The organism is Mangrovactinospora gilvigrisea, assembly GCF_001879105.1.
In the GTDB taxonomy this organism is placed as follows: Bacteria; Actinomycetota; Actinomycetes; order Streptomycetales; family Streptomycetaceae; genus Mangrovactinospora; species Mangrovactinospora gilvigrisea.
On sequence record NZ_MLCF01000071.1, the window covers coordinates 1 to 22,990 of the forward strand.

Here is a 22,990-nt window from a genome sequence, read left to right on the forward strand (position 1 = left end):
CGCCTCTGCACCCCGGCACCCCGCCCGGGGTGGGGTCGGTGAAGGGCCCGTTGGTGCGTCGCGGTCGGGAGCCGTCGGCTCATCAGGGACGGGTGTTGTTGGTGGCCTTGGGGGGGACGCGGGCCCGGGTGGTGAAGAACCATGCGGGGTTCCTGGTGGAGCGCGGGGTGCCCGTTGAGGTGCTGACGGTGAATCAGCAGGTGTGGCGGGACCTGGGGCTGCATCCCTCGGTGACCGTGCACACCCTGCGGGAGGGCGAGGGCCGGCACCCGCTGCCGCGCGGCGAGCGGGTGCTGGTCTACCGCGCCCCCGGCAAGGCGATCGACCTGCTGCGTCCGCTGGGCCGGCACCCCCGGCACGGCCGGACCGCCGAGATCGCCGTCGGGGTGCTGGAACGCGCCCACCGCCGGGCGGCGGACGCGTTCCATCTGGGGGTGTTCGTCCGCGGCTACCGCGTCGTCCGCCCCTATCTGCTGTGGCGGGTGGCGCACACCCGGCTCGCCCCCGCGCTCGATCCGGCGCGGTTCGAGCGGGTGGTGGCGTGCGACAGCCACGCCGTGCCGATCGCCTGGCACCTGGCGCGGCAGAGCCCGCGCCTCGTCGCGACGCTCGAGTTCGACAGGTCGGTGTGGGACCACCTGCCGGTGGTCGCCCAGGCCCAGGACGGGGAGGAGGTGGCGGCGCCATGACGGTGTCGTCCGAGGCGGCGGTCCCGGGGAGTGCGGGCGGGGCGCGGCAGCAGCATGTCTTCGAGGCGCAGCGGGCCGGAATGCCCAATCCGCGGGTCTATCTCGAGGAGTTGTGGCGCCGCCGCCAGTTCGTCGTCGAGATGGCCCGCTCGACGCTGAAGGCACAGAACTACACCACGTTGTTCGGACAATTGTGGCTTGTTCTCAACCCGCTGCTCACCGGATTTGTCTACTACCTGCTCGTGGACATCCTCAGCGGTGGAAAGCATGCGGCGACGTATTTCCCGCAGCTGCTCGCCGGGCTGTTCCTGTTCAACTTCCTCGCCGGGTGCATGAGCCAGGGCGCCGGGTCGGTGATCGGGAGCAGCCGGCTCATCATGAACAGCTCGTTCCCGCGGCTGCTGCTGCCGATCACGCAGATCGTCATCGCGTTCTTCCGGTTCCTGCCGTCGCTGCTGGTGTTCTTCGTCGTCCATTTCGTCAAGCACGAGCACTTCACCTGGGCGAGCTGGCTGGCCGTTCCCGCTTTCGTGTGCGTGGCGCTCTTCGCGTCCGGGCTCTCCTTCATCTGCGCGACCGCGCAGGTGTACTTCCGGGACTTCGCGAATGTGCTGCCGTATCTGACGCGTATCTGGCTCTTCCTCTCGCCGGTGCTGTGGCAGCTGGAGACCCAGCTGAACCGCTCGGGGCCGAAGGCGGAGCTGATCGCGATGAATCCGCTGTCGCCGATGCTCGGGATGTGGGGCGACGCGCTGGTCGAGGGGAAGGCCGGCCGGCCGGAGTGGCTGCTGCAGGGGGCCTGCTGGGGCATCGGCACGTTCCTGCTCGGGACGGTGCTGTTCATGTGGAGGGAGCGTGAGTTCTCTGTCCGCCTTTGAGGTGAGCCGAGAGGACCTGGACCTGGCGGCCGCCGGCCTGGAGGAGCCCTCCGACCCGGGGCGCTGGTCGGTCCGCGTCCGCGGCCTGCACGTGACGTACCGGACGCCCGTCGATCCGCGGGCCAACACGCTGCGCCACCGCGCCATGCGGATGGCCCGCGCCTCCGCGCTGCGCCGCGGCGCGACCGCCAAGGACCGCGGGTTCCGCGAGGTGCTCGCGGTGCGCGGCGTCGACCTGGACGTGGAGCACGGCACGGTGCTCGGCATCATCGGCGCCAACGGCGCCGGCAAGTCGACGCTGATGCGCGCGGTGGCCGGGATCCTGCCGCCCAGCCAGGGGCGGATCGAGGTGAACGGCCGGATCAGCACGCTGCTGGCGCTGGGCGTCGGCTTCAACGGCAACCTCAGCGGCCGGGAGAACGTGGTGCTGGGCGGGCTGGCGGCGGGGATGACGCGCCGCCAGATCGCCGAGCGCTACGAGCAGATCGCCGCCTGGGCCGACCTCGGCGAGTTCATCGACATGCCGATGAAGACCTATTCGTCCGGGATGTACGGGCGGCTGGCGTTCGCGGTGTCCACGCACATGGACCCCGAGGTGCTCCTCATCGACGAGGCGCTGTCGGCCGGCGACGCCAAGTTCAAGCGCAAGTCCTACGACAAGATCGGCGAGCTGGTGGCGCAGGCCCGCACGATCCTGCTGGTCAGCCATGCGATGGGCACGCTGCGCGAGTTGTGCAGCGAGGTGCTGTGGATGCACCGGGGCCGCGCGGTGGCACTGGGTGATCCCGAGGAGGTCACCGCCGAGTACCTCAGGTTCCAGGAGGTCGGCGAGGAGCCGGTCGTCATGGAGGACGTGTGACATGAGTGCGACTTCGGTGGTGGACCCGGGCGGCGGGGTGGACGTCTCGGTGGTGAGCAGCGGCCACCATGTGGCGGACGCGCGGCTGCACCGGCACTGCGCGGCGCTGCGCCGGGCCGGCCTGCGGGTCGAGGTGATCGCCCGGGGCGGGCCGGAGGACGCGCCCGCCGGGGTGGCGTTCCGCCCGGTGCGGGCGTCCGGGCTGGCCAGACGGGGCGTCAACGCGCTGCGGCTGCCCGGTCTGACGCGCGGCCGGGTGGTGCTCACCCTCGATCCGGACCTGGTGCCGGGCGCCCGGCTGACGCGGGCGGCGCGGCGCGGCAACCTGCTGGTGGTCGACGTCCACGAGGACTATCTGGCGCTGCTGGACGACCGCGACTGGGCGCGCGGCCCGGCCGGCCCGCCCGCGCGGCTGCTGGCCCGGGTGGCCACCGGCCTGAGCCGGGGCGCCGACCTGACCGTCGTCGCCGACCAGCAGGTGCCGCCGGCGGTGGCCAACCGCCGCCTGGTGATCCGCAATCTGCCGGACTTCGCGATGCTGCCGGTGCCCGCGCCGCCCGGCCCGGTGCCTCGGGCGCTGTACGTCGGCGATGTGCGGGCCAGCCGCGGGCTCTTCGCGATGCTCGGCGCGGTCGCGGCGGCGCCCGGCTGGGAGCTGGACGTGGTCGGACCGGTGCATCCGCGCGACCGGGCGGCGGTGCAGCGCTGGCGGACGGAGGACCCGGCGGCGGCGCGGGTGCGCTTCCACGGGCGGATGCCCCCGGAGCGTGCCTGGCGGCTGGCCGCCGGCGCGTGGACCGGGCTGTCGCTGCTGGAGCCGACGCGGGCGTTCCGGGCGGCGGTGCCGTCCAAGGTCTACGAGTACCTGGCGTGCGGGCTGCCGGTGGTGACGACGGATCTGCCGCGGGCGGCGGAGCTGGTGCGGTCCACCGGGGCGGGCGCGGTGGTGCCGGACGGCTCCGCCGAACCGGCCGGGCGGGCGGACGTCGCCGAGGTGCTCCGGCACTGGGCCGGCCCCGGCCGCGGCGACCATGTCCGGGCCCGCGGCGCGGCGCTCAGCTGGTCGGCCGGGCAGCGCGGCGCGGAGAGCCCGTACGACGAACTCGCCCGCGAGGTCGCCTGGCTGATGCGTCACCAGGGACCGCCGGGCGGCGGCCCGCGGTGGCCCGCGCGACGGGGCGCGGCGCGGCCGGGACGGCGCGGACGGGGTTCGGAGAAGGCCAAGCGGGGGCGTGAGGAGGCGGAGGCGCGATGACCGTCGAGGAGGCGGAGTCCGGGCGGGCGCGTACCGGCGCCGGCACCGGCACCAGTACCGGCAGCGACGTTCCCGGGGAGCGGCCGGTCGCGGCCGCTGCCCCGGTGATCGGCAGCGAGGAGGTGGCCGCCGTGGTCCGGGTGATGCGCAGCGGCCGGGTGGTCCAGGGGCCCGAGGTGGCCGCGTTCGAGGCGGAGTTCGGCGCGCTGGTCGGCGGGCGGCACTGCGTCGCCGTCAACTCCGGCACGTCCGCGCTCTACGCGGTGCTGCACTGCATGGGGATCGGTCCCGGCGACGAGGTGATCGTCCCGTCGTTCTCCTTCGCGGCGAGCGCCAACGCGGTGCGGCTGGTCGGCGCCGAGCCGGTCTTCGCCGACATCGACCCGGGCAGCTTCTGCCTGGACCCGGAGGCGGTGGCGGCCGCGGTCGGGCCGCGCACCGCCGCGGTGATGCCGGTGCACCTGTACGGGCACCCGGCCGACATGGCCGGCATCGGGCGGGTCGCCGAGCGGCACGGCCTGGCGGTCGTCGAGGACGCCTGCCAGGCGCACGGCGCCACCCTGCACGGCCGTCCGGTGGGCACCTTCGGGACGGCCGGGTGCTTCAGCTTCTACCCGACGAAGAACATGCACGCGCTGGAGGGCGGCATGGCCGTCACCGAGGACCGCGAGCTCACCCGCCGGCTGCGGCTCTTCCGCAACCAGGGCATGGAGCAGCGCTACCGCAACGAGGTGGTGGGCGCCAACCTGCGGATGACGGACGTCAACGCCGCGGTGGGCCGCGTCCAGCTGCGCCGGCTGGAGGAGTGGACCAAGCGCCGCCGCCGCAACGCCAAGACGCTGGACGCCGGGCTGCGCGGGGTGGTGGTGCCGCCGGTGGCCGCGGGCGTCGAGCACGTCTACCACCAGTACACGGTGCGGGTGCCGGGCAACGGGCGGGCCGACCGGGACGCGTTCGCCGCGCAGTTGGAGCGGCGCGGGGTGGGCGGGGCCGTCTACTACCCGGTGCCGATCCACCGGCTGCCGTCCTTCGCGGAGGCGGCCGCGAGCCGCACGTGGGAGCTGCCGGAGACGGAGCGCGCGGCGGCCGAGGTGCTGTCGCTGCCGGTGCATCCGTCGCTGAGCGACGAGGAGCTGCGCCGGGTGGTCGGCGCGGCCAACGCGCTGTGCGGGTTCGGCTCGGGTGCCGGGGTGCGGTCGTGAGCGAGGTGCTGAGGGTCGGGCTGGTCGGGCTCGGCGCGATGGGACGCAACCACGCCCGGGTGGTGGGCCGGCTGGACGGGGCGCGGCTGGCGGCGGTCGCCGACCCGGCCGGCGACGTCCACGGGGTGCTGCCGGCCGGGGTGCCGGTGGTCGGCTCGGTGCGCGAGATGATCGCCGCCGGGATCGACTGCGCGGTGGTCGCCTGCCCCACCTTCCTCCATGAGCGGGTCGGGTTGGAGCTGGCCGCGGCCGGCGTCCCGGCGCTGATCGAGAAGCCGCTGGCGCACGAGGCGCCGGCGGCGCGGCGGCTGGTGGACGCGTTCGAGGCGGCGGGCGTGGTGGGCGCGGTCGGCCACATCGAGCGCTGCAATCCCGCGCTGCGGGCGCTGCGGGCCCGGCTGGAGGCGGGCGAGCTGGGGACGGTCTTCCAGGTGGTGACGCGCCGCCAGGGCCCGTTCCCCAACCGGATCGCGGACGTGGGCGTGGTGAAGGACCTGGCCACCCACGACATCGACCTGACGGCGTGGGTGACGGGCCAGGAGTACACCTGGGTCGCGGCCCGCGCGGCGCACCGCAGCGGGCGCGAGCACGAGGATCTGGTGGCGGTCGTCGGCGAGCTGTCCGACGGGACGGTGGCCAACCACCTGGTCAACTGGCTGAGCCCGCTGAAGGAGCGGGTGGTGATCGTGACGGGCGACCGGGGCTGCCTCGTCGCGGACACGCTGACGGCGGACCTGACGTACTACGCGAACGGGTCGGTGCCGACCCAGTGGGAGGCGCTGTCGGCCTTCCGCGGTGTGAGCGAGGGGGACATGGTGCGGTACGCGCTGCAGAAGCGCGAACCCCTGGTGGTGGAGCTGGAGGGGTTCTGCGAGGCCGTGCGGACCGGCGTCACCGAGGGCGTGGTGACGCTGCGTCAGGGGCTGCGGGCGGTGGAGGTCGCCGAGGGGGTCATCGCCGCCACCAAGGTCTCGGGCACGCGTGACTCGCTCGCGCCCCGCGGCGGAGCCGCGTATCAGCAGAGCCCCGCGCTCCTGACCGGGCGAGAGGAAGTGGGCCGAGGATGAGGGTCGTCAGCATTGTCGGGGCCAGGCCGCAGCTGGTGAAGCTGGCCGCGGTGGCCGACGCGTTCGCGGGGACCGGGCACGAGCACGTGATCGTGCACACCGGGCAGCACTACGACGCGAACCTGTCGGACGTGTTCTTCGAGGGGCTCGGCATCCCCGAGCCGGATGTGCGCCTCGGCGTCGGGTCGGGCACGCACGGGGTGCAGACCGGGGCGGTGCTGGCCAAGCTGGATCCCGTCCTCAAGGAGCTGCGCCCCGACTGGGTGCTGGTCTACGGGGACACCAACTCCACGGTGGCCGGCGCCCTGAGCGCGGTGAAGCAGGGCATCCCCACCGCGCATCTGGAGGCCGGGCTGCGCTCCTACGACCGGCGCATGCCGGAGGAGCACAACCGCGTCCTCACCGACCACTGCGCCGATCTGCTGCTCGCCCCCACCCCCGCGGCCGTCGCGCTGCTGGAGGGGGAGGGGCTGGCGGCGCGGACGGTGCTGGTCGGGGACGTCATGGTGGACGTCTGCCTGCGCGTCGCCGAGCGGGTGCGGGGCACCGCGCCCCGCGGGCTGCCGGACGGCATCGACCCCGCCCGCCCCTATCTGCTGGCCACCGTGCACCGCGCCGAGAACACCGACGACCCCGCGCGGCTGGCCGCCCTCGTGGACGCGCTGGCCTCGCTGCCCGTCCCGGTCGCCCTGCCGGCGCACCCGCGGCTGCTGGCCCGGGCCCGGGAGTTCGGGATCGAGCTGCGCAGGGGCGCGATCCGGTTGGGCGAGCCGCTGCCGTACGCGGCGCTGGTCGCCGAGGTGCTGGGGGCGGCGGCGGTGGTCACCGACTCGGGCGGGCTGCAGAAGGAGGCGTACCTGCTGGGGCGTCCGTGCACCACGCTGCGGAGCACCACCGAGTGGCCGGAGTCGCTGGCCGGCGGCTGGAACGTGCTGGTCGAGCAGCCCGCGGCGGACGCGGTCTTCGCCGCGACCGTGCTGCGGCCGGCCCCGTCCGCGGAGCGCGGGACGCCCTTCGGCGAGGGCCGGGCGGCCGAGCGGGCCGTCAGGACGCTTGAGGAACATGTCGATACGCGGGCCGGCGCGGAGCCGGGGATGGTGGTGCGGGCATGAGGGTGTGCGTCGTCGGACTGGGCAAGATCGGGCTGCCGCTGGCCGTCCAGTACGCCTCGCGCGGCCACCGGGTGGTCGGCGCCGACATCTCCCCGGAGGTGGTGCGGCTGGTCGGCGAGGGCCGCGAGCCGTTCCCCGGCGAGGCCGGGCTGGACGTGGCGCTCAAGCGGGCGGTGACGGAGGGCCTGCTCACCGCCACCGTCGACACCGCGGCCGCGGCCGCCGCCGCCGACGCGGTGGTGATCGTCGTCCCGCTGCTGGTCGACGGGGACGGCGTGCCGGACTTCCGGGCCATGGACGCGGCCACCGCGGCCGTCGCCCGCGGGCTGCGGGTCGGCACGCTGGTCGCCTACGAGACGACGCTGCCGGTGGGCACCACCCGGGGCCGCTTCGCGCCGATGCTGGCCGCCGGATCGGGCCTCGCCGCCGATGAGTTCTCGCTGGTCTTCAGCCCCGAGCGGGTGCTCACCGGGCGGGTCTTCGCGGATCTGCGCCGCTACCCCAAGCTGGTCGGCGGCGTGGACGCGGACTCCGCGCGGCACGGCGTCGCCTTCTACCAGGCCGTCCTCGACTTCGACGAGGGCGTGGGCGTGCGCGACCTGGGCTCGGCGGAGGCGGCGGAGCTCGCCAAGCTCGCCGAGACGACCTATCGGGATGTCAACATCGCGCTGGCCAACCAGTTCGCGCGGTACGCGGACACCCTCGGGGTGGACGTGGAGCAGGTCATCGACGCCTGCAACACCCAGCCCTACAGCCACATCCATCGGCCGGGCATCGCGGTCGGCGGCCACTGCATCCCGGTGTACCCGCGGATGTACCTGTGGAACGACCCGGGCGCCACGGTGGTCCGCTCGGCGCGCGAGGCCAACGAGGGGATGCCGGGCTACGCGGTGGAGCGGCTCGCCGCGGCGTACGGCGAGACCTGCGGCGCGTCCCTGACCGGGGCGCGGGTGCTGGTGCTGGGCGCGGCCTACCGCGGCGGGGTGAAGGAGACGGCCTGCTCGGGGGTGTTCCCGACGGTGGCGGCGCTGCGGGCGCGCGGCGCGGTGCCGACGGTCGCCGACCCGCTGTACTCGGACGCGGAGCTGACCGCGCTGGGCCTCACCCCGCACCGGGCTGGGGCGCCGGCCGACGCGGTGATCGTCCAGGCGGACCATGTCGAGTACGCCTCGCTGTGCCCGGCGGACCTGCCGGGGGTGCGGGTGCTGGTGGACGGCCGCCGGGTGACGGACCCCGAGCGGTGGCGCGCGCCGGGCGTGGCACGGGTGGTGCTGGGTGCGGGTGCGGGTGCGGGTGCGGGTGCCGGGGTGGGCGCCGGGGTGGGCGCGGGCGCCGGAGTCGCTTGACGCGCGGTCCTATGATCGCCGGGTGGAGCTTCGCCAACTGCGGTATTTCGTGACGGTCGCCGAGGAACTGCACTTCGGGCGGGCCGCGGAACGGCTGATGATCGTGCAGTCGGCGGTGAGCCAGCAGGTGCGGCGCCTCGAACGCGAGCTGCGGTTCGACCTGTTCGACCGCTCGCCGCGGCACGTCCGGCTGACGTCCGCCGGGGAGGCGTTCCTGCCCGCGGCGCGGGCCGTGCTGGACGCCGAGCGGGCCGCGATGGAGGTGGCGGCCGGGTTCGCGCGCTCCGGCGCGGAGGGCGGGCGCCCGCTGCGGGTGGGGACCAGCACGGGCATGGGGGAGCGGCTGGACGAGCTGCTGGACGTGCTGGAGCGCAACGATCCGGCGGTGCAGCTGGAGCTGGTGGCGGTGCCGACGGCGGAGCGGCTGGCGCGGGTGGCGTCCGGGGAGCTGGACGCGGCGTTCGCGCGGGGCGTGGAGGAGGGGGACGCGCCGGAGGGCGTGCGGTTGCTGCCGGTGTGGCGGGACGAGCTGGTGGTGGCGTTCTCCGGGCGGCATCCGCTGGCCGACGCGGAGGCGGTGGCGCTGCGCGAGCTTGCGGACCAGCCGCTGTATCTGACGGCGCGCCGGGAGAATCCGCCGTTGGTGGACCTGGTGGTGGAGGCGTGCCGGGACGCGGGGTTCGAGCCGGTGCCGGGTCCTGCGCGGACGGCGTTGCAGGACACGCTGGCGGCGTTCGGGGCGGGGCGGGCGGGGTGGACGGTGCTGTACGCCGCGCACGCGTCGCAGCTGCCGGGCGGGCGGGTGGCGTTTCGGCCGGTGGCGGGGGAGGGGCTGGGGCTGCCGGCGGTGCTGGCGATTCGTGGCGGCGGTTCGCGGGAGCGGGTGGCGCCGCTGGTCGCCGCGTGTCGCGCGGTGGGCGCGGCGTAGGGTTCGCCGCCCTGAGCCCGGCACCCCGCCCGGGGCGGGGGCGGTGAGGGCGCCGCCGGTAGCCGGCAGGCTGGGTGGGGCGATCTCGGTTGGTGATGGCTGCGTGCTGATTGTGGGGCTGGGTGCGGGGGGCCGCGCGCGATGAAGTGGGTGTCGGCGGAACAAGCCGTCCACTTCGAAGGAGCGAGCGATGCCCATCGTCACCGTGCAGCAGGGCCCCCGGGACGTCGAGTCGAAGCGGGAGCTGGTCGCGCGGATCACCGACGCGTTCGTGGACGCGTACAAGATCCCCGCGGACACCGTGCAGGTGTGGATCCAGGAGACGCCCACCGACAGCTTCGCCGTCGCGGGCCGCCTCGTCGCCGAGACGAAGCGCTGAGGGGGCGGGCAACCATGGCAACCCTCTCTGTCGCCGAGACCGCCGAGACCGCCGAGACTGCCGAGACCGCCGGAACCGCCGGCGCCGCGCCGGCCGCCCTGCCGAGGATGACGTCGCGTCAGCGGCTCGTGCTCGTGCTGCTGCTGGGGTCGCAGTTCATGATCTCGGTGGACTTCTCCATCCTCAACGTCGCCCTCCCCGCCATCGGGCGGGGCCTGCACATGGCGACCGTGGACCTCCAGTGGGTCACCACCGCGATGATGCTGCCCTCGGCCGGCTTCGCGCTGCTCTTCGGGCGGCTCGGGGACCTGCTGGGCCGCCGCCGGATGCTGATCGTCGGGATGGCCCTGCTGGCGGCCGGCTCGCTGGTCGGCGGGATCGCCCAGGAGCCCGCGGTGCTGCTGGCCGCCCGGGTCGTGCAGGGCCTCGCCGCCGCCGCGGCGACGCCCGCGGCGCTGGCGCTGCTGACCGCGTCCATGCCCGAGGGGCCGCTGCGCGACCGCGCGCTCGGGCTCAACGGCACGGTGCTGGGCTCGGGTTTCGTCGTCGGCGCGCTGTGCGGCGGGCTGCTGACGGACCTGCTCTCCTGGCGGTGGGCCTTCTTCGTCAACATCCCGGTCGCGGCGGTGATCCTGGCCGCCGTCCCCGCGCTGGTCGCGGAGAGCCGGGGAGCCCGGGTGCGGCTGGACCTGCCCGGGGCGGCCACCGTCACCACCGGGCTGCTGGCCCTGGTCTTCGGGGTGACGTCGGCCGCGCAGTACGGCTGGGGCAGCCCGTGGACGCTGGTCGCGCTCGGCGCGGCGGTGGTCCTGCTGGCCGCGTTCTGGCTGATCGAGCTGCGCTCCGCCGCCCCGCTCGCCCCCGTCCGGGTGCTCGCCCGGCGGACCGTCAAGTACGGCAACCTGGGCGGGCTGGTCACCTTCGCGATGGAGTCCGGCGTCTGCTTCCTGCTCACCCTCTACCTGCAGAAGGTGCTGGGGCAGAACCCGATGGAGACCGGGCTGACCTTCTGCGGCCTGGGCGGGATGTGCATCGTCGGCGGGATGGTCGCGCCGCGGCTGATCGGGCGGTTCGGCAACCGGGCGGTGCTCGCCGGGGGGCTGGCGCTGCAGGCGGTGTCGACGGCGGCGCTGGCGCTGACCGGCTCGCACGGCGGGACGGGGGCGCTGCTGGTGCTGCTGGCCGCCTCCACCGCGGGCGGGTTCGGGCATGTGTCGGCGATCGTCGGCTACATGGTCACCGCGACCTCCGGCCTGCCGGCGGCCGAGCAGGGCCTGGCCACCGGGCTGGCGTCGATGACCCAGCAGGTCGGCGTCACGGTCGGCATCCCGGTGCTGAGCGCGGTGGCCACGGCGGCGGGCGCGGGGGCGTCCGGGCTGCACACCGCGCTGCTGGTGGACGCCGCCGTGGTGCTCGCCGGGTCCGCCGCGGTCGCGGTCGGGCTGGGGCGCGGCCGGCGGGCCCCGGTCAGCGCCGCGTAAAGACCGCCGCGGTGCGGGCCGGTACCGAGAAGGCGCCGACGGACGGGGTGAAGGCAGCGGCCTTCACCACCGGGTCGGCGCCTTCGGCCTGTCCGGGGTGGAGGCGGAAGCGGGCGCCGGCCGCCCCCGGGAGGACCTGGCGGACGGCCGCGGGACCGGCGTTGAGGACCACCACCAGGTCGGCGAGGCGGAAGGTGATGGCGCCGGGCAGCTCGGCGGCCGTCCCGGAGAGCGGGAACTCCAGCTGCTGCTGCACCTGTTCGGCGGTGGCCAGGTGGAAGGCGGGCTCGGCGGTGCGGATGCGCAGCAGGTCGCGGTAGGCGGCCGAGGCGGCGGCCATCACCTGCCAGGTCGGCTTCAGCCGGGGGTCGGCGAGCAGCGGCCGGGCGTAGGGCCAGCGGGACTGGTTGTCGGCGGCCTGCGGCAGGCCCCGTCCGAAGCCGTTGGCGGCCGGGGAGGCCGTCCAGTGCACGGCGTTGAACCAGTCGCCGGAGTTGTAGGAGTTCTTGTCGAGGGACTTGGAGCGCAGCAGGTCGCTGCCGGCCAGCTGCAGCGCCGGGCCCTGCGAGAGGACGGCGGTGGCGAGCGCCACCACCTGCATCCGGGCCCGGTCCGCGGGGGAGGCGGCCTGCGGCAGCTTGTAGGCGAGGGCGTCGTAGAGCGCCTCGTTGTCGTGGCAGTCGACGTAGGCGAGCGCGTCGCCGGGGGCGGCGGCGTAGCCGGCCGGGGAGCCGTTGTAGTCGACGCCGGCGCCGGTGGTGCGGCGCCCCGAGGAATCGGTGAAGGCGTAGCCGGCCAGGTTGCCGGTGAGGCCCACCTTGATCAGGTCCTGGTAGTGCAGCAGCCGGGCCCGCTGCTCGTCCGCCGAGCCGTTGGACGTCGAGGAGTTGGGGTCGGTGAAGAGGCCGGAGCCGAAGCCCTGGATGCCGGGGTCGGCGTCGAAGGGGCTGCCGCCGCGCACCGCGTCCCGGGCCCGGTCGGAGAAGGTGGCGATGCCGGTGCCGGCCATGTGCGCCTGGGTGGCCTGGACGAAGCGGGCGTCGTTGCCGGCCGCTCCGAAGTTCCAGCCCTCGCCGTAGACGACGACCGCCTTGCCGTCGATGCCGTCCTTTTCGGGCGTCAGCGCGTCGAGGGCGGCCCGCACGGCGAGCAGGTTGGCCTTGGGGTGGAAGCCCATCAGGTCGAAGCGGAAGCCGTCGACCTTGTAGGCGCGGGCCCAGGTGACGACGGAGTCGACGACGAGCCGGCCCATCATGGCGTTCTCGGGGGCGGTGTCGGTGGGGGCGCCGGTGGCGTCCCCCGCGATGCTGCCGTCGGCGAGCAGCCGGTGGTAGTAGCCGGGGACGATGCGGTCCAGCACGGACTTGGCGTCCTGGCCCGAGGCGTCGGTGTGGTTGTAGACGACGTCCATCACGGCGCGCAGCCCGGCTCGGTTGAGCCCGGCGACCATGGCGCGGAACTCGCGGGTGCGGACGGGGCCGTCGGGGTCGGAGGAGTAGGAGCCCTCGGGGACGGTGTAGTGCCAGGGGTCGTAGCCCCAGTTGAAGGCGTCCCGGTCGGCGACGGCGGCGATCGCGGCCTGCTGCCGGTCGGAGTCGGGCGGGTAGGAGGCGAGATCGCCGGCGGGCTGCTGCTGCTCGGCGGGGAGTTCGGGGACGGAGGCGAAGTCGAAGGCCGGCTGGAGGTGGACATGGGTGGCGCCGGCCGCGGCGAGGGCGGCGAGGTGCCGCGTCCCGGCCGAGCCCTGGGCGGCGAACGCCGCATAGCCGCCGCGCAGTTCGGCGGGGACGGTGGCGTCCTCCGCCGAGTGGTCGCGGATGTGCAGCTCCTGGATCTGCGCGGAGCGCAGCGGGACGGCGGCCGGCTTGCGCAGCCCGTGCCAGCCGGGCGGTTGCAGGGCGGGGTCGTCCAGGTCGATCAGCAGGGAGCGCGCGGAGTCGGCGGTGAGGCCGAGGGAGTAGGGGTCGGTGACCCGGTTGGTGACCATCGCCCGGGTGCTCGGCGCCCAGACGGTGACGGCGTAGCGGTAGGGCTTGCCGCGCCAGCCGGCCGGTCCGGCGATCGACCAGATGCCGGTGGCGTCGTCACGGCGCATCGGCCGGTCGCTGCCGTCGAGTTCGAGGCGGACGTCGGCGGCGGTGGGCGCCCAGACGGCGAGGGCGGGCCGGCCGGCGGCGTCGAAGACCGGGCCGAGCGGGGTCGCGGCGGCGGCCTCGGCGTAGAGGTCGTCGAGGACCCCGGCGGTCTGGACGCCGGTGGCGGCGACGGCGGCGCCGGAGGCGTCCAGCGCCTCGGCGAGCAGCCCGCCGCGCAGCGCGTCGGGGGCCAGCGCACGGTCGCGGGGGTCGACGGTGAAGGCGGCACAGCCCTTGAGGTACGGGAAGCGCCGCAGCTGGGCGTCCGTCAGACCCGCCGCGTCGAGGGCGAGTCGGAGGACGGGGCCGCCGGTCAGGGAGCGCAGCCGGGTGCCGCCGGCGCCGGGGGAGACCTGCCAGGCGACGGTGCCGGCGTCGATCCACAGCGCGCGGGCGTGCGCCGGGTCGACGGGGGCCGGGTCGGAGGCCGAGGCGGTCCGGGCGGCGACGAGCGCCGCTCCGGTGGCGGCGGTCGCGGCGAGGAAGCGGCGGCGGCCCAGGTGTCTCGCGGGAGTCTGCACGGCGGGGACGGTAGTCCGGGTGCCGGGCATCAGCAAGAGATCTGCAAGAAGAAGAAAGAAATTTCAACACTGGGGTTGACGTGAACTCCTCAGCGCGACCAGGCTCCTGACGCGGAATCGGATCCGAGCAGAAAGCGAACCCTCATGCACAGAGCCGCACACCTGCGCAGACCGCTGATCGCCGCGGCGTCCGCCGCCGTCCTCGCCGGCGCCGGCCTGGCGCTGGCTCCGGCCGGCAGCGCCGCCGCCCCGGCCCACCGCGCGGCCCCGTCCGGCCACCGCGCGGCGCCAGCCGGCCACCGCGCCGCGCCCGCCGGGCAGCACGACGTCATCGCCAACCTCTTCGGCTGGAACTGGACGTCGGTAGCCTCCGAGTGCACCACCGTGCTCGGCCCGGCCGGCTACGGCGCCGTCCAGGTCTCGCCACCCGAGGAGTCCTTCGACGACAGCGCCGCCGGCCACCCCTGGTGGGACGTCTACCAGCCCGTCAGCTACCGCCTGGACAGCCGGTTCGGCACCGAGGCGCAGCTGAGGGCGATGGTCTCGGCGTGCCACGGCGCCGGGGTGAAGGTCTACGCCGACGCCGTGATCAACCACATGACCGGGCAGGGCAGCGCCACCGGCTACGCCGGCACCGCCACCACCGACAAGTACACCTACCCCGGGCTCTACCAGAACGGCGACTTCCACCACTACCCGGGCGACTGCTCCAACTCCGACGACACCATCCACCAGGGCGACTACACCTCCAACGCGTACAACGTGCACAACTGCGAGCTGCTGGGCCTCTCCGACCTGCGGACCGAGTCGGACACGGTGCGCGCCACGATCGCCGGCTACCTCAACTCGCTGATCGCGGACGGGGTGGACGGCTTCCGGGTGGACGCCGCCAAGCACATCCCGGAGGCCGACCTGGCCGCCATCGAGTCCCGCCTGAACGGCGCGCCGTACATCTACCAGGAGATCTCCTACGGCGCCGGCGAGGCCGTGCAGCCGTCCGACTACTACGGCAGCGGCGACGTGCTGGACTTCCAGACCGGGGTCTACCTCAAGCAGAAGTTCCAGGGCAGCATCTCCGACCTGCAGACCTTCGGGGCGACCTGGGGCGGGATGAACCCGTCCGACAAGGCCGTGTCGTTCGTCGCCAACCACGACACCGAGCGCAACGGCTCCACGCTGAGCTGGAAGGACGGCGCCACCGACGACCTGGCGACGCTCTTCCTGCTGGGCTGGGACTACGGCACCCCGCAGGTCTACTCCAGCTTCGCCTGGCAGAACAGCGACGACGCGCCGCCGGACAACGCGGACGGCACCGTCACCGCCACCGACTGCTCCTCCTCCGCCTGGTACTGCATGGACCGCAGGACGTCTGTCACCGGCATGGTCGGCTTCCACAACGCCGTCAAGGGGGCGGCGGTGACGCACTGGCAGGCGCCGAGCGGCGACGTCATCGGCTTCGGGCGCGGCTCCGCCGGGTTCATGGCGCTCAACAACTCCGGCTCGGCCGCGACCGAGACCTTCTCCACCGGCCTCGCCGACGGCACCTACTGCAACGTCGTCGACGACTGTGCCACCAAGGCCACGGTCTCCGGCGGATCGGCCACGCTGACCGTTCCGGCCAAGGGCGCGGTGGCCTTCGACACCGCGGGGCCGGCCGCAACGCGCCGGTAACGGAAGGGACACAGAGGCGGCAACAGCCTTGCAAGCTCTTTCGAAAGAGCTTGCAAGGCTGTTACGTTCCCGCTTGCCCACCGCTGTGCAACCCTCACCCGGAGGACGACGACCATGAGACGCGCCCTGATCGCCGCGGCCACCCTCTCCGCCCTGGCCCTCACCGCCACCGCCTGCGGCAGCAGCGGCAGCGGCGCCGGATCCACCGCCGCCAAGAACCCCGGCCAGGTCTCCGGCACGATCACCTACTGGGACACCTCGGACGCCAAGAACGAGGCGCCCGCCTACAAGGCCCTCATCAAGCAGTTCGAGGCGAAGTACCCCAAGATCAAGGTGCAGTACCAGAACGTCGCCTTCGCCAGCGTGGAGGCGAAGTTCAAGTCCGCCGCCCAGAGCGGCAAGGGCGCCCCGGACGTGGTCCGCACCGACGTCGGGCTGATATCGGAGTACGCCTCCCTCGGCTACGCCCAGAAGCTGGACGGCACCGCCGCGCTCAGCGACAAGGGCGACTTCGCGCCGGGCGCCTGGGGCACCACCCAGTACAAGGGCGCCACCTACGGCATCCCGCAGGTCACCGACACCCTGGGCCTGCTCTACAACAAGGCGCTGTTCAAGAAGGCCGGCATCGCCAAGCCGCCGACCACCTGGGACGCGTTCATCGCCGACGCCAAGCAGCTCAAGGCCAGGGCCGGCGTCGACGGCACCTACCTCAACCCCGACCCGTACTTCATGCTGCCCTTCCTCTTCGGCGAGGGCGCGGACCTGGCCGACCCGGCGAAGAAGCAGATCACCGTCAACTCGCCGGCCGCGGTGAAGGCCGCCACCACCGCCAAGAAGGTCGCCGACGAGGCCAGCGCGAAGATCGACTTCGCGAACTCGTACAACAACATGCAGGCGATGTTCAAGACCGGCAAGGTCGGCATGGTCATCCAGGGCCCGTGGTCCACCGCGGACGACTACAGCGGCTCCGCCTTCACCGACAAGGCCAACCTCGGCATCGCCCCCGTCCCGGCCGGTTCCACCGGCAAGGGCCAGGCGCCCACCGGCGGCCACGACCTCGTCGTCTACGCGGGCTCCAAGCACCTGGACGCGTCCTACCTGTTCACCAAGTTCATGACGAGCTCGGCGAGCGAGGCGTTCATCGCCGAGAAGAACGGCACCCTTCCCGGCCGCACGTCCGCCTACACCCCCACCGTGCTGAAGCAGCCGAGCATCGCCGGCTTCCAGGCCGTGCTCCCCACGGCCCGGGCGCGCGTCGCGCTCCCGCAGGTCGGCAGCCTCTTCACGCCGCTGGGCCAGGACTACACCAAGATCCTCCAGGGCCAGGAGTCGCCGCAGGCCGGACTGGACCACTCCGCCGCCGAGTTCAAGAAGCTGCTCCCGAGCGACTTCACGATCGCCAAGTGACCGCGGGGAGTTGAACGAGCCATGCAACGCCTGAGGCGATCCTGGGAGCGGCACTGGTACGCCTGGGCGATGGTCGGCCCGGTGGTCGTCGTCATCGCCGTCCTGGTGCTCTACCCCCTGCTCTACGGCCTCTTCCTGTCGTTCACCGACGCCAACGAGGCGAACGTCGCGAAGAACATCGGGGCCAACCACATCCCGGCGACGTTCCACCTGGTCGGCCTGCACAACTACTGGCAGGTGCTCTCCGGGGCCGACGGCCACTTCTACCCGCGGCTGGTCTGGACGATCGTCTGGACGGTCGGGTGCGTGGCCTTCACCTACGGCATCGGCGTCGGCCTGGCCGTTCTCCTCAACCGCCCGATCCGCGGCAAGATCTTCTACCGGCTGGCGCTGATCCTGCCGTGGGCCGTCCCCAACTTCATCGGGGTCTACGCCTGGCGGCTGATGCTCAACGGCCAGTACGGCGTCTTCAACCGGATCATCGGGCTGGTCGGCATCCCCGGCCAGGCGTGGCTGGACGGCGAGACCGCGCAGAAGGTCGCGGTCATCATCGTCAACGTCTGGCTGGGCGTGCCGTTCATGGTCGTGGCGCTGCTCGGCGGGCTGCAGTCCATCCCCGCCGAGCTGCACGAGGCCGGCGAGATGGACGGGGCCTCGCCGTGGCAGCGGTTCCGCAGCATCACGCTGCCGTCGCTGCGGCCCGTCAGCTCGACGGTGATCCTGCTCGGCACCATCTGGACGTTCAACATGTTCAACGTGATCTACCTGCTGCTCGGCCAGAACACCACCGGCAGCACCGACATCCTCGTCACCTACGGCTACAACCTGGTCTTCAACGGGGTGGCGAACTACTCGATGGGCTCCACCTACGGCATCGTGGTGCTGCTCATCCTGCTGGGGTTCTCGATCTTCTACGGCCGCCGTCAGCTGAAGGAGGAGCAGCTGTGACCGCACGCAAGCGTTCCCGCAACTCGCGCGGCCCCGGCGCGAGCGCCGCCCTCCATCTGACGCTGGCGGTGGCGAGCCTGTGCGCCGTCTTCCCGGTGCTGTGGCTGCTCTACCTCTCCTTCGGCCCCTCCGGGGCGTGGGCCAGCCCCGGGCAGGTGCTCTCGCACGGCACCCTGGGCAACTACGCGGACGTGCTGTTCCGCTCCGACTTCCCCAAGTGGTTCCTCAACACCGTGATCATCGCGGGCGGGACGACGGCGGTCGGCGTCTTCCTCGCCGCCACCACCGGCTACGCCGTCTCGCGGATGCGCTTCCCCGGGCGCCGGCCGCTGATGTGGTCCTTCCTCATCACCCAGATGTTCCCGATGATCGTGCTCATCGTGCCGCTCTACCGGCTGATGACCGACCTCGGGCTGCTGGACAGCTTCCCCGGCATGATCCTCGTCTACAGCACCATCTCGGTGCCGTTCTGCGCCTGGATGCTCAAGGGGTACTTCGACACCATCCCGGTCAGCCTCGACGAGGCCGGGCAGATGGACGGGCTCACCCCGTTCGGCACCTTCTACCGGATCGTGCTGCCGCTGGCCCGCCCCGGCCTCGCCGTCACCGCGTTCTTCAACTTCATGACGGCCTGGGCCGAGGTCGCCTACGCCTCGCAGTTCCTCTCCGCCGACCACTTCACCCTCGCCGTCGGCATCGGCACCTTCGCCGAGGCGCAGCGCCCCGACTGGGCGCTGATGACCGCCGCCGCCGTGATCATCACCATCCCCGCCGCCGTGGTCTACCTCCTCGTCCAGCGGCACATGGTCTCCGGCCTGGTGGCCGGCGGCACCAAGTCCTGATCCCCGACCGACGTGCGACACGAACAAGGAAGCAGCTCCGTGACGATCGAGTCCCCGTGGTGGCGCGACGCCGTCATCTACCAGGTGTACCCGCGCAGCTTCGCCGACTCGGACGGCGACGGCACCGGTGACCTGCCCGGCATCCGCGCCCGCCTGCCGCACCTGGCGGAGCTCGGTGTCGACGCCGTCTGGCTCTCGCCGTTCTACGCCTCCCCGCAGGCCGACGCCGGCTACGACGTCGCCGACTACCGGGCCGTCGACCCGGTGTTCGGCACCCTGGACGACGCCGCGGCGCTGATCGGGGACGCGCACGAACTCGGGCTGCGCGTCATCACCGACCTCGTCCCCAACCACTGCTCGGACCGGCACGCCTGGTTCCTGGAGGCGCTGGAGGCGGAGCCCGGCTCGGCGGCGCGCGCCCGCTTCCACTTCCGCGACGGCCGCGGACCGGGCGGCGATCTGCCGCCCAACGACTGGGAGTCGGTCTTCGGCGGACCCGCCTGGACCCGCACCACCGGCCCCGACGGCCGTCCCGGCCAGTGGTACCTGCACCTGTTCGCCCCCGAGCAGCCGGACTTCGACTGGGACTGCGAGGACGTCCGCGAGGAGTTCCGCGCGGTGCTGCGCTTCTGGCTCGACCTGGGCGTGGACGGCTTCCGGGTGGACGTCGCGCACGGCCTCGTCAAGGCCCCCGGCCTGCCGGACGTCGGCGTCGCCGCGCGCGACCAGGTGAAGCTGCTCGGGGTGCGCCCCACCCCCTACTTCGACCAGGACGGCGTGCACGCGGTGTACCGCGAGTGGCGGAAGATCCTGGAGGAGTACGGCCCGGACCGGATCGCCGTCGCCGAGGCCTGGGCGCCCAGCCAGCAGCGCGTCGCCCGCTATGTGCGGCCCGACGAGCTCCACCAGGCCTTCAACTTCTCCTATCTGACGACCCCCTGGGACGCGGACGCGCTCCGGGCGGCCGTCGACGACTCGCTCGCCGCGACCGGCGAGGTCGGCGCGCCGGCCACCTGGGTGCTGTCCAACCACGACGTGGTGCGGCACCGCACCCGGCTGGGCGGCGGCCTGGACCGGGCCCGCGCGGCCACGCTGCTGATGCTGGCGCTGCCCGGCTCGGCGTACCTGTACCAGGGCGAGGAGCTGGGCCTGCCCGAGGTCGTCGACCTGCCGGACGGGGTGCGGCAGGACCCGGCCTTCGGCCGCAGCGGCAGCGCCGGCGCGGGCTCCGGCCAGGAGGGGCTGCGGGACGGCTGCCGGGTGCCGCTGCCCTGGTCGGGGACGACCGCGTCGTACGGCTTCGGCCCGGGTGCGGCCAGCTGGCTGCCGCAGCCCGCGGAGTGGGCCAAGCTGTCGGTCGCCGCGCAGGACGGCGACCCCGGTTCGACGCTGGAGCTGTACCGGGCGGCGCTGCGGCTGCGGCGCGGGCTTCCGCAGCTGGGGGAGGGGGCGCTGGAGTGGGTGGACGGCGCGCCGGAGGGGGTGCTGATGGCCCGTCGGACGGCGGCGGGGGCCGTCGGCCCGGCCGTTCTGGTCGCCGCGAACACCGGGGGAGCGGCCGCGCTGCTGGACGTCCCGGACGGCGCCGAGCTGCTGCTCTCCGGCGGCGGTGAGCCGGTGCGGGGGTCCGACGGCGGCACGCTGCTGCCGGCGGACTGCTGCGCCTGGTGGGCGGTCTGAGGTGGCGTCGCCTCCGTCACCTCCGTCACTGCCGTCACCGCAGTCACCACCGTCGACGGCCCGGCTCGCGGACATCGCGGTGCAGGCCGGGGTGAGCGAGGCCACCGTCAGCCGGGTGCTCAACGGCAGGCCGGGCGTCTCGGCCGGCACCCGCGAGTCGGTGCTCGCCGCGCTGGACCTGCTCGGCTACGAGCGGCCGGTGCGGCTGCGGCGGCGCAGCGAGGGGCTGGTCGGGATGGTCACCCCCGAGCTGGACAACCCCATCTTCCCGGCCTTCGCGCAGGTCATCGGGCAGGGCCTGACCCGCCGCGGCTACACTCCGGTGCTCGCCACCCAGACCCCCGGCGGCTCCACCGAGGACGAGCTGGTGGAGATGCTGGTGGCGCGGGACGTCGCCGGGATCGTCTTCGTCTCCGGGCTGCACGCCGATCTGACGGCGGATCGGGAGCGCTACCACCGGCTCAGCGCGCAGGGCGTGCCGTTCGTCCTCGTCAACGGGTTCGCGCAGGAGGTGCGGGCGCCCTGCGTCTCCCCGGACGACCGGGGCGCGATGCGGCTGGCGGTGCGGCACCTCGCGGCGCTCGGCCACCGCCGCATCGGGCTGGCGTGCGGGCCGCGGCGGTATGTGCCGGTCGCCCGCAAGATCGAGGGATTCCTCGCCGCGGTGGCCGAGTTGGGGACGGCCGCGGACGAGGCGGCGGTGGCGGCGTCGCTCTTCAGCGTCGAGGGCGGGCAGGCGGCGGCGCGCGAGCTGGTGGAGGACGCGGGGTGCACGGCAGTGGTCTGCGCGTCCGACCTGATGGCGCTCGGCGCGGTCCGGGCGGTGCGCGCGATGGGACGCACCGTCCCGGGGGACGTCAGCGTGGTCGGCTTCGACGACTCCCCGCTGATCGCCTACACCGACCCGCCGCTGACCACCATCCGCCAACCGGTCGCCGCGATGGGCCAGGCCGCCGTCCGCGCCCTCTTCGAGGGCGTCGCCGGCGAGTTCGTCTTCCTCCCCGAGCTGGTGGTCCGGGGCTCGACCGCCGCCGTCCCCGGGTAGGCCGCGGCGCCCGGGCACGGCGGACCGCTACTTGACGCGCGTGTGGTCGGTCATCTCCAGCCCCGTCGCGTAGTCGAGCATCCGCGGCTGGTAGCGCGGGTCGTCGCGGCGCTGGCGGGTCATTCCGGAGCCGGCCCAGCTGGCCGCCGGGGCGTCGGTGCGCCAGGGGCGGCGCGCCCAGTAGTACCCACGGAAGGGGTCGCGCGTCTCGTCCATCCAGGCCAGCAGGCGGTCGTGGAGCGCGTCCCGCGCCGCCGCGTGGGCCTCGTCCTCGATGAGGTTCCGCAGCTCGTCCGGGTCCTCCGCCATGGCGTACAGCTCGTCCCCCGACAGCAGGTTGACGACCAGCTTGTAGCGCCCGTCGAAGACGCCCCGCATCGGCTGGAACCCGCCGAAGCCGTCGTGGTCCACCTCGTAGCGGCCGAACTCCACGAACACCTCGTCCGCGACCCGCCCGTCCGCGTCGGCCAGCGCCGGCGTCAGCGGGGCGCCCGGCAGGAACTCCGGCACCTCCACCCCCGCCCACTCCAGGATCGACGGCGTCATGTCGATGTGCGACGCGGGATGCGGGTTGACGCTGCCCGGCTCGGTCACCCCCGGCCGCCGCACCAGCAGCGGCACCCGGGCGATCTCGTCGTACATCACCGGGCCCTTGGCGGTGAGCCGGTGTGCGCCGAGCGCGTCGCCGTGGTCGGAGGTGTAGACGACCGTCGCGCCGGGCGCGTGCGCGTCGACCGCGTCGAGGACGCGGCCGATCTCGGCGTCCACGAAGGTCTGGCCGGAGAAGAGGAAGGGGTTGCGGAGCCGGATGCCGGTGCGGTCCTCGTCGATCCGGTCGCCCGCCCAGACCCGCTGGTGCTCCGGCTTGCCCTCCAGCGTGTCGTGGACGCTTTCGTCGACGGGGAAGCCGAAGTCCGCGTACATCTCGGCGTACTCGGCGGGCGTGAGGCCCGGGTCGTGCGGCTCGTCGTAGGAGACGACGAGCAGGAAGTCCTCGTCGGCGTGCGCCTCGATGTAGTCGACGGCGCGGTCCGAGCAGCGGTGGGCGTAGGTGAAGCCGGCGGTGACCTCGGTCCCGGGCGCGCGGGAGGCGACGCGCTCGTCCTCGCCGAGCTCCTCGAGGTAGCGGCGCATGTCGTACCAGTAGTCGGCGTCCCAGCCGTCGGGGCAGCGACCGTTGCCGAAGTAGTCGGTGCCGTCCAGGTGCCACTTGCCGATGTACGCGGCGGCGACGCCGGCGTCGGCGAGGCGCTGCCCGACGGTGGGGTGGTCGAGCCCGGGGGCGAGGTTGTTGGCCCAGACGCCGTTGGAGTGCGGCCAGGTGCCGGTGAACAGGGCGGACCGCGCGGGGGCGCAGACCGGCTGGCAGGTGTAGGCGCGCTCGAAGCGGGTGCCGGTCTCCGCGAGGCGATCCAGGTGCGGGGTGCGGATCCCGGTCTGCCGGTAGCAGTTGAGCATGTCCCAGCGGGTGGAGTCGGTCATCAGCAGCACGGTCTGTTTGGGCATGGCACCCAGTCTGGGCGCGCCGCCGCGCAGTTGACCATG

The 22,990-nt window shown here is 73.8% G+C and carries 19 protein-coding genes; 17 read left to right on the forward strand and 2 right to left on the reverse strand.

Annotated features, from left to right (window positions below):
* Window positions 1–128: 128 nt before the first annotated feature.
* The 11 genes from BIV57_RS14195 (at window position 129) to BIV57_RS14245 (ending at window position 11,196) form a co-directional block, all read left to right on the forward strand.
* A complete protein-coding gene (locus BIV57_RS14195) occupies window positions 129–689 on the forward strand; it encodes a hypothetical protein (protein WP_071657158.1) in 561 nt (186 codons plus the stop codon).
* A complete protein-coding gene (locus BIV57_RS14200; protein WP_071657159.1) occupies window positions 686–1,567 on the forward strand; it encodes an ABC transporter permease in 882 nt (293 codons plus the stop codon). The genes BIV57_RS14195 and BIV57_RS14200 overlap by 4 nt, the downstream gene beginning before the upstream one ends.
* Window positions 1,545–2,426 carry an ABC transporter ATP-binding protein gene (locus BIV57_RS14205; RefSeq protein ID WP_217651727.1) on the forward strand — a complete coding sequence of 294 codons (882 nt, stop codon included), beginning with the start codon at window positions 1,545–1,547 and terminating at the stop codon, window positions 2,424–2,426. Before BIV57_RS14200 ends, BIV57_RS14205 begins: the two co-directional genes overlap by 23 nt.
* A gap of 1 nt (window position 2,427) precedes the next feature.
* A complete protein-coding gene (locus BIV57_RS14210; protein ID WP_071657160.1) occupies window positions 2,428–3,681 on the forward strand; it encodes a glycosyltransferase in 1,254 nt (417 codons plus the stop codon).
* Complete coding sequence (locus tag BIV57_RS14215) at window positions 3,678–4,883, forward strand: DegT/DnrJ/EryC1/StrS family aminotransferase (RefSeq protein ID WP_079170321.1); 1,206 nt, start codon at window positions 3,678–3,680, stop codon at window positions 4,881–4,883. The genes BIV57_RS14210 and BIV57_RS14215 overlap by 4 nt, the downstream gene beginning before the upstream one ends.
* Window positions 4,880–5,950: a Gfo/Idh/MocA family protein gene (locus tag BIV57_RS14220; protein WP_175548758.1), complete on the forward strand. Its 1,071-nt coding sequence runs from the start codon at window positions 4,880–4,882 to the stop codon at window positions 5,948–5,950. Before BIV57_RS14215 ends, BIV57_RS14220 begins: the two co-directional genes overlap by 4 nt.
* Complete coding sequence (gene wecB, locus BIV57_RS14225; protein ID WP_071657161.1) at window positions 5,947–7,062, forward strand: non-hydrolyzing UDP-N-acetylglucosamine 2-epimerase; 1,116 nt, start codon at window positions 5,947–5,949, stop codon at window positions 7,060–7,062. The genes BIV57_RS14220 and wecB overlap by 4 nt, the downstream gene beginning before the upstream one ends.
* Window positions 7,059–8,408 (forward strand): nucleotide sugar dehydrogenase, encoded by a 1,350-nt coding sequence (locus BIV57_RS14230; protein WP_079170322.1) that lies wholly within the window; start codon window positions 7,059–7,061, stop codon window positions 8,406–8,408. The genes wecB and BIV57_RS14230 overlap by 4 nt, the downstream gene beginning before the upstream one ends.
* Window positions 8,409–8,430: 22 nt before the next feature.
* A complete protein-coding gene (locus BIV57_RS14235; RefSeq protein WP_071657187.1) occupies window positions 8,431–9,336 on the forward strand; it encodes a LysR family transcriptional regulator in 906 nt (301 codons plus the stop codon).
* Window positions 9,337–9,526: 190 nt separating this feature from the next.
* Window positions 9,527–9,715: a 4-oxalocrotonate tautomerase DmpI gene (gene dmpI, locus BIV57_RS14240; protein ID WP_071657162.1), complete on the forward strand. Its 189-nt coding sequence runs from the start codon at window positions 9,527–9,529 to the stop codon at window positions 9,713–9,715.
* Between the two features lie 14 nt (window positions 9,716–9,729).
* Complete coding sequence (locus tag BIV57_RS14245) at window positions 9,730–11,196, forward strand: MFS transporter (protein WP_079170323.1); 1,467 nt, start codon at window positions 9,730–9,732, stop codon at window positions 11,194–11,196.
* Here BIV57_RS14245 and pulA read toward each other — a convergent pair.
* Window positions 11,183–13,852 carry a pullulanase-type alpha-1,6-glucosidase gene (pulA, locus tag BIV57_RS14250; RefSeq protein ID WP_336446401.1) on the reverse strand — a complete coding sequence of 890 codons (2,670 nt, stop codon included), beginning with the start codon at window positions 13,850–13,852 and terminating at the stop codon, window positions 11,183–11,185. The two genes, BIV57_RS14245 and pulA, sit on opposite strands and share 14 nt — an antisense overlap.
* Window positions 13,853–13,996: 144 nt before the next feature.
* On the opposite strand from pulA, the gene BIV57_RS14255 reads away from it, so the two are divergent.
* The 6 genes from BIV57_RS14255 (at window position 13,997) to BIV57_RS14280 (ending at window position 21,445) form a co-directional block, all read left to right on the forward strand.
* Window positions 13,997–15,523 carry an alpha-amylase gene (locus BIV57_RS14255; RefSeq protein WP_071657164.1) on the forward strand — a complete coding sequence of 509 codons (1,527 nt, stop codon included), beginning with the start codon at window positions 13,997–13,999 and terminating at the stop codon, window positions 15,521–15,523.
* Between the two features lie 114 nt (window positions 15,524–15,637).
* Complete coding sequence (locus tag BIV57_RS14260; protein ID WP_071657165.1) at window positions 15,638–16,930, forward strand: extracellular solute-binding protein; 1,293 nt, start codon at window positions 15,638–15,640, stop codon at window positions 16,928–16,930.
* 21 nt (window positions 16,931–16,951) lie between these two features.
* A complete protein-coding gene (locus BIV57_RS14265; RefSeq protein WP_071657166.1) occupies window positions 16,952–17,878 on the forward strand; it encodes a carbohydrate ABC transporter permease in 927 nt (308 codons plus the stop codon).
* On the forward strand, window positions 17,875–18,720 hold the full coding sequence (locus BIV57_RS14270) for a sugar ABC transporter permease (protein ID WP_071657167.1): 846 nt from the start codon (window positions 17,875–17,877) through the stop codon (window positions 18,718–18,720). The genes BIV57_RS14265 and BIV57_RS14270 overlap by 4 nt, the downstream gene beginning before the upstream one ends.
* Window positions 18,721–18,759: 39 nt before the next feature.
* A complete protein-coding gene (locus BIV57_RS14275) occupies window positions 18,760–20,400 on the forward strand; it encodes a glycoside hydrolase family 13 protein (protein ID WP_336446406.1) in 1,641 nt (546 codons plus the stop codon).
* Between the two features lie 91 nt (window positions 20,401–20,491).
* Window positions 20,492–21,445 (forward strand): LacI family DNA-binding transcriptional regulator, encoded by a 954-nt coding sequence (locus BIV57_RS14280; RefSeq protein WP_265736994.1) that lies wholly within the window; start codon window positions 20,492–20,494, stop codon window positions 21,443–21,445.
* Window positions 21,446–21,472: 27 nt separating this feature from the next.
* Here the strand turns inward: BIV57_RS14280 and BIV57_RS14285 are convergent, their stop codons facing one another.
* The gene (locus BIV57_RS14285) at window positions 21,473–22,951 is read right to left on the reverse strand and encodes a sulfatase-like hydrolase/transferase (RefSeq protein ID WP_071657170.1); all 1,479 of its coding nucleotides are present in this window, start codon (window positions 22,949–22,951) and stop codon (window positions 21,473–21,475) included.
* Window positions 22,952–22,990: the final 39 nt, after the last annotated feature.

Coding starts and splice junctions, on each gene's coding strand:
- BIV57_RS14265 (WP_071657166.1), top strand. CDS start 16,952: ATGCAACGCCTGAGGCGATCCTGGGAGCGGCACTGGTACGCCTGGGCG.
- wecB (WP_071657161.1), top strand. CDS start 5,947: ATGAGGGTCGTCAGCATTGTCGGGGCCAGGCCGCAGCTGGTGAAGCTG.
- BIV57_RS14200 (WP_071657159.1), top strand. CDS start 686: ATGACGGTGTCGTCCGAGGCGGCGGTCCCGGGGAGTGCGGGCGGGGCG.
- BIV57_RS14210 (WP_071657160.1), top strand. CDS start 2,428: ATGAGTGCGACTTCGGTGGTGGACCCGGGCGGCGGGGTGGACGTCTCG.
- BIV57_RS14230 (WP_079170322.1), top strand. CDS start 7,059: ATGAGGGTGTGCGTCGTCGGACTGGGCAAGATCGGGCTGCCGCTGGCC.
- BIV57_RS14255 (WP_071657164.1), top strand. CDS start 13,997: ATGCACAGAGCCGCACACCTGCGCAGACCGCTGATCGCCGCGGCGTCC.
- BIV57_RS14245 (WP_079170323.1), top strand. CDS start 9,730: ATGGCAACCCTCTCTGTCGCCGAGACCGCCGAGACCGCCGAGACTGCC.
- dmpI (WP_071657162.1), top strand. CDS start 9,527: ATGCCCATCGTCACCGTGCAGCAGGGCCCCCGGGACGTCGAGTCGAAG.
- BIV57_RS14215 (WP_079170321.1), top strand. CDS start 3,678: ATGACCGTCGAGGAGGCGGAGTCCGGGCGGGCGCGTACCGGCGCCGGC.
- BIV57_RS14285 (WP_071657170.1), bottom strand. CDS start 22,951: ATGCCCAAACAGACCGTGCTGCTGATGACCGACTCCACCCGCTGGGAC.
- BIV57_RS14260 (WP_071657165.1), top strand. CDS start 15,638: ATGAGACGCGCCCTGATCGCCGCGGCCACCCTCTCCGCCCTGGCCCTC.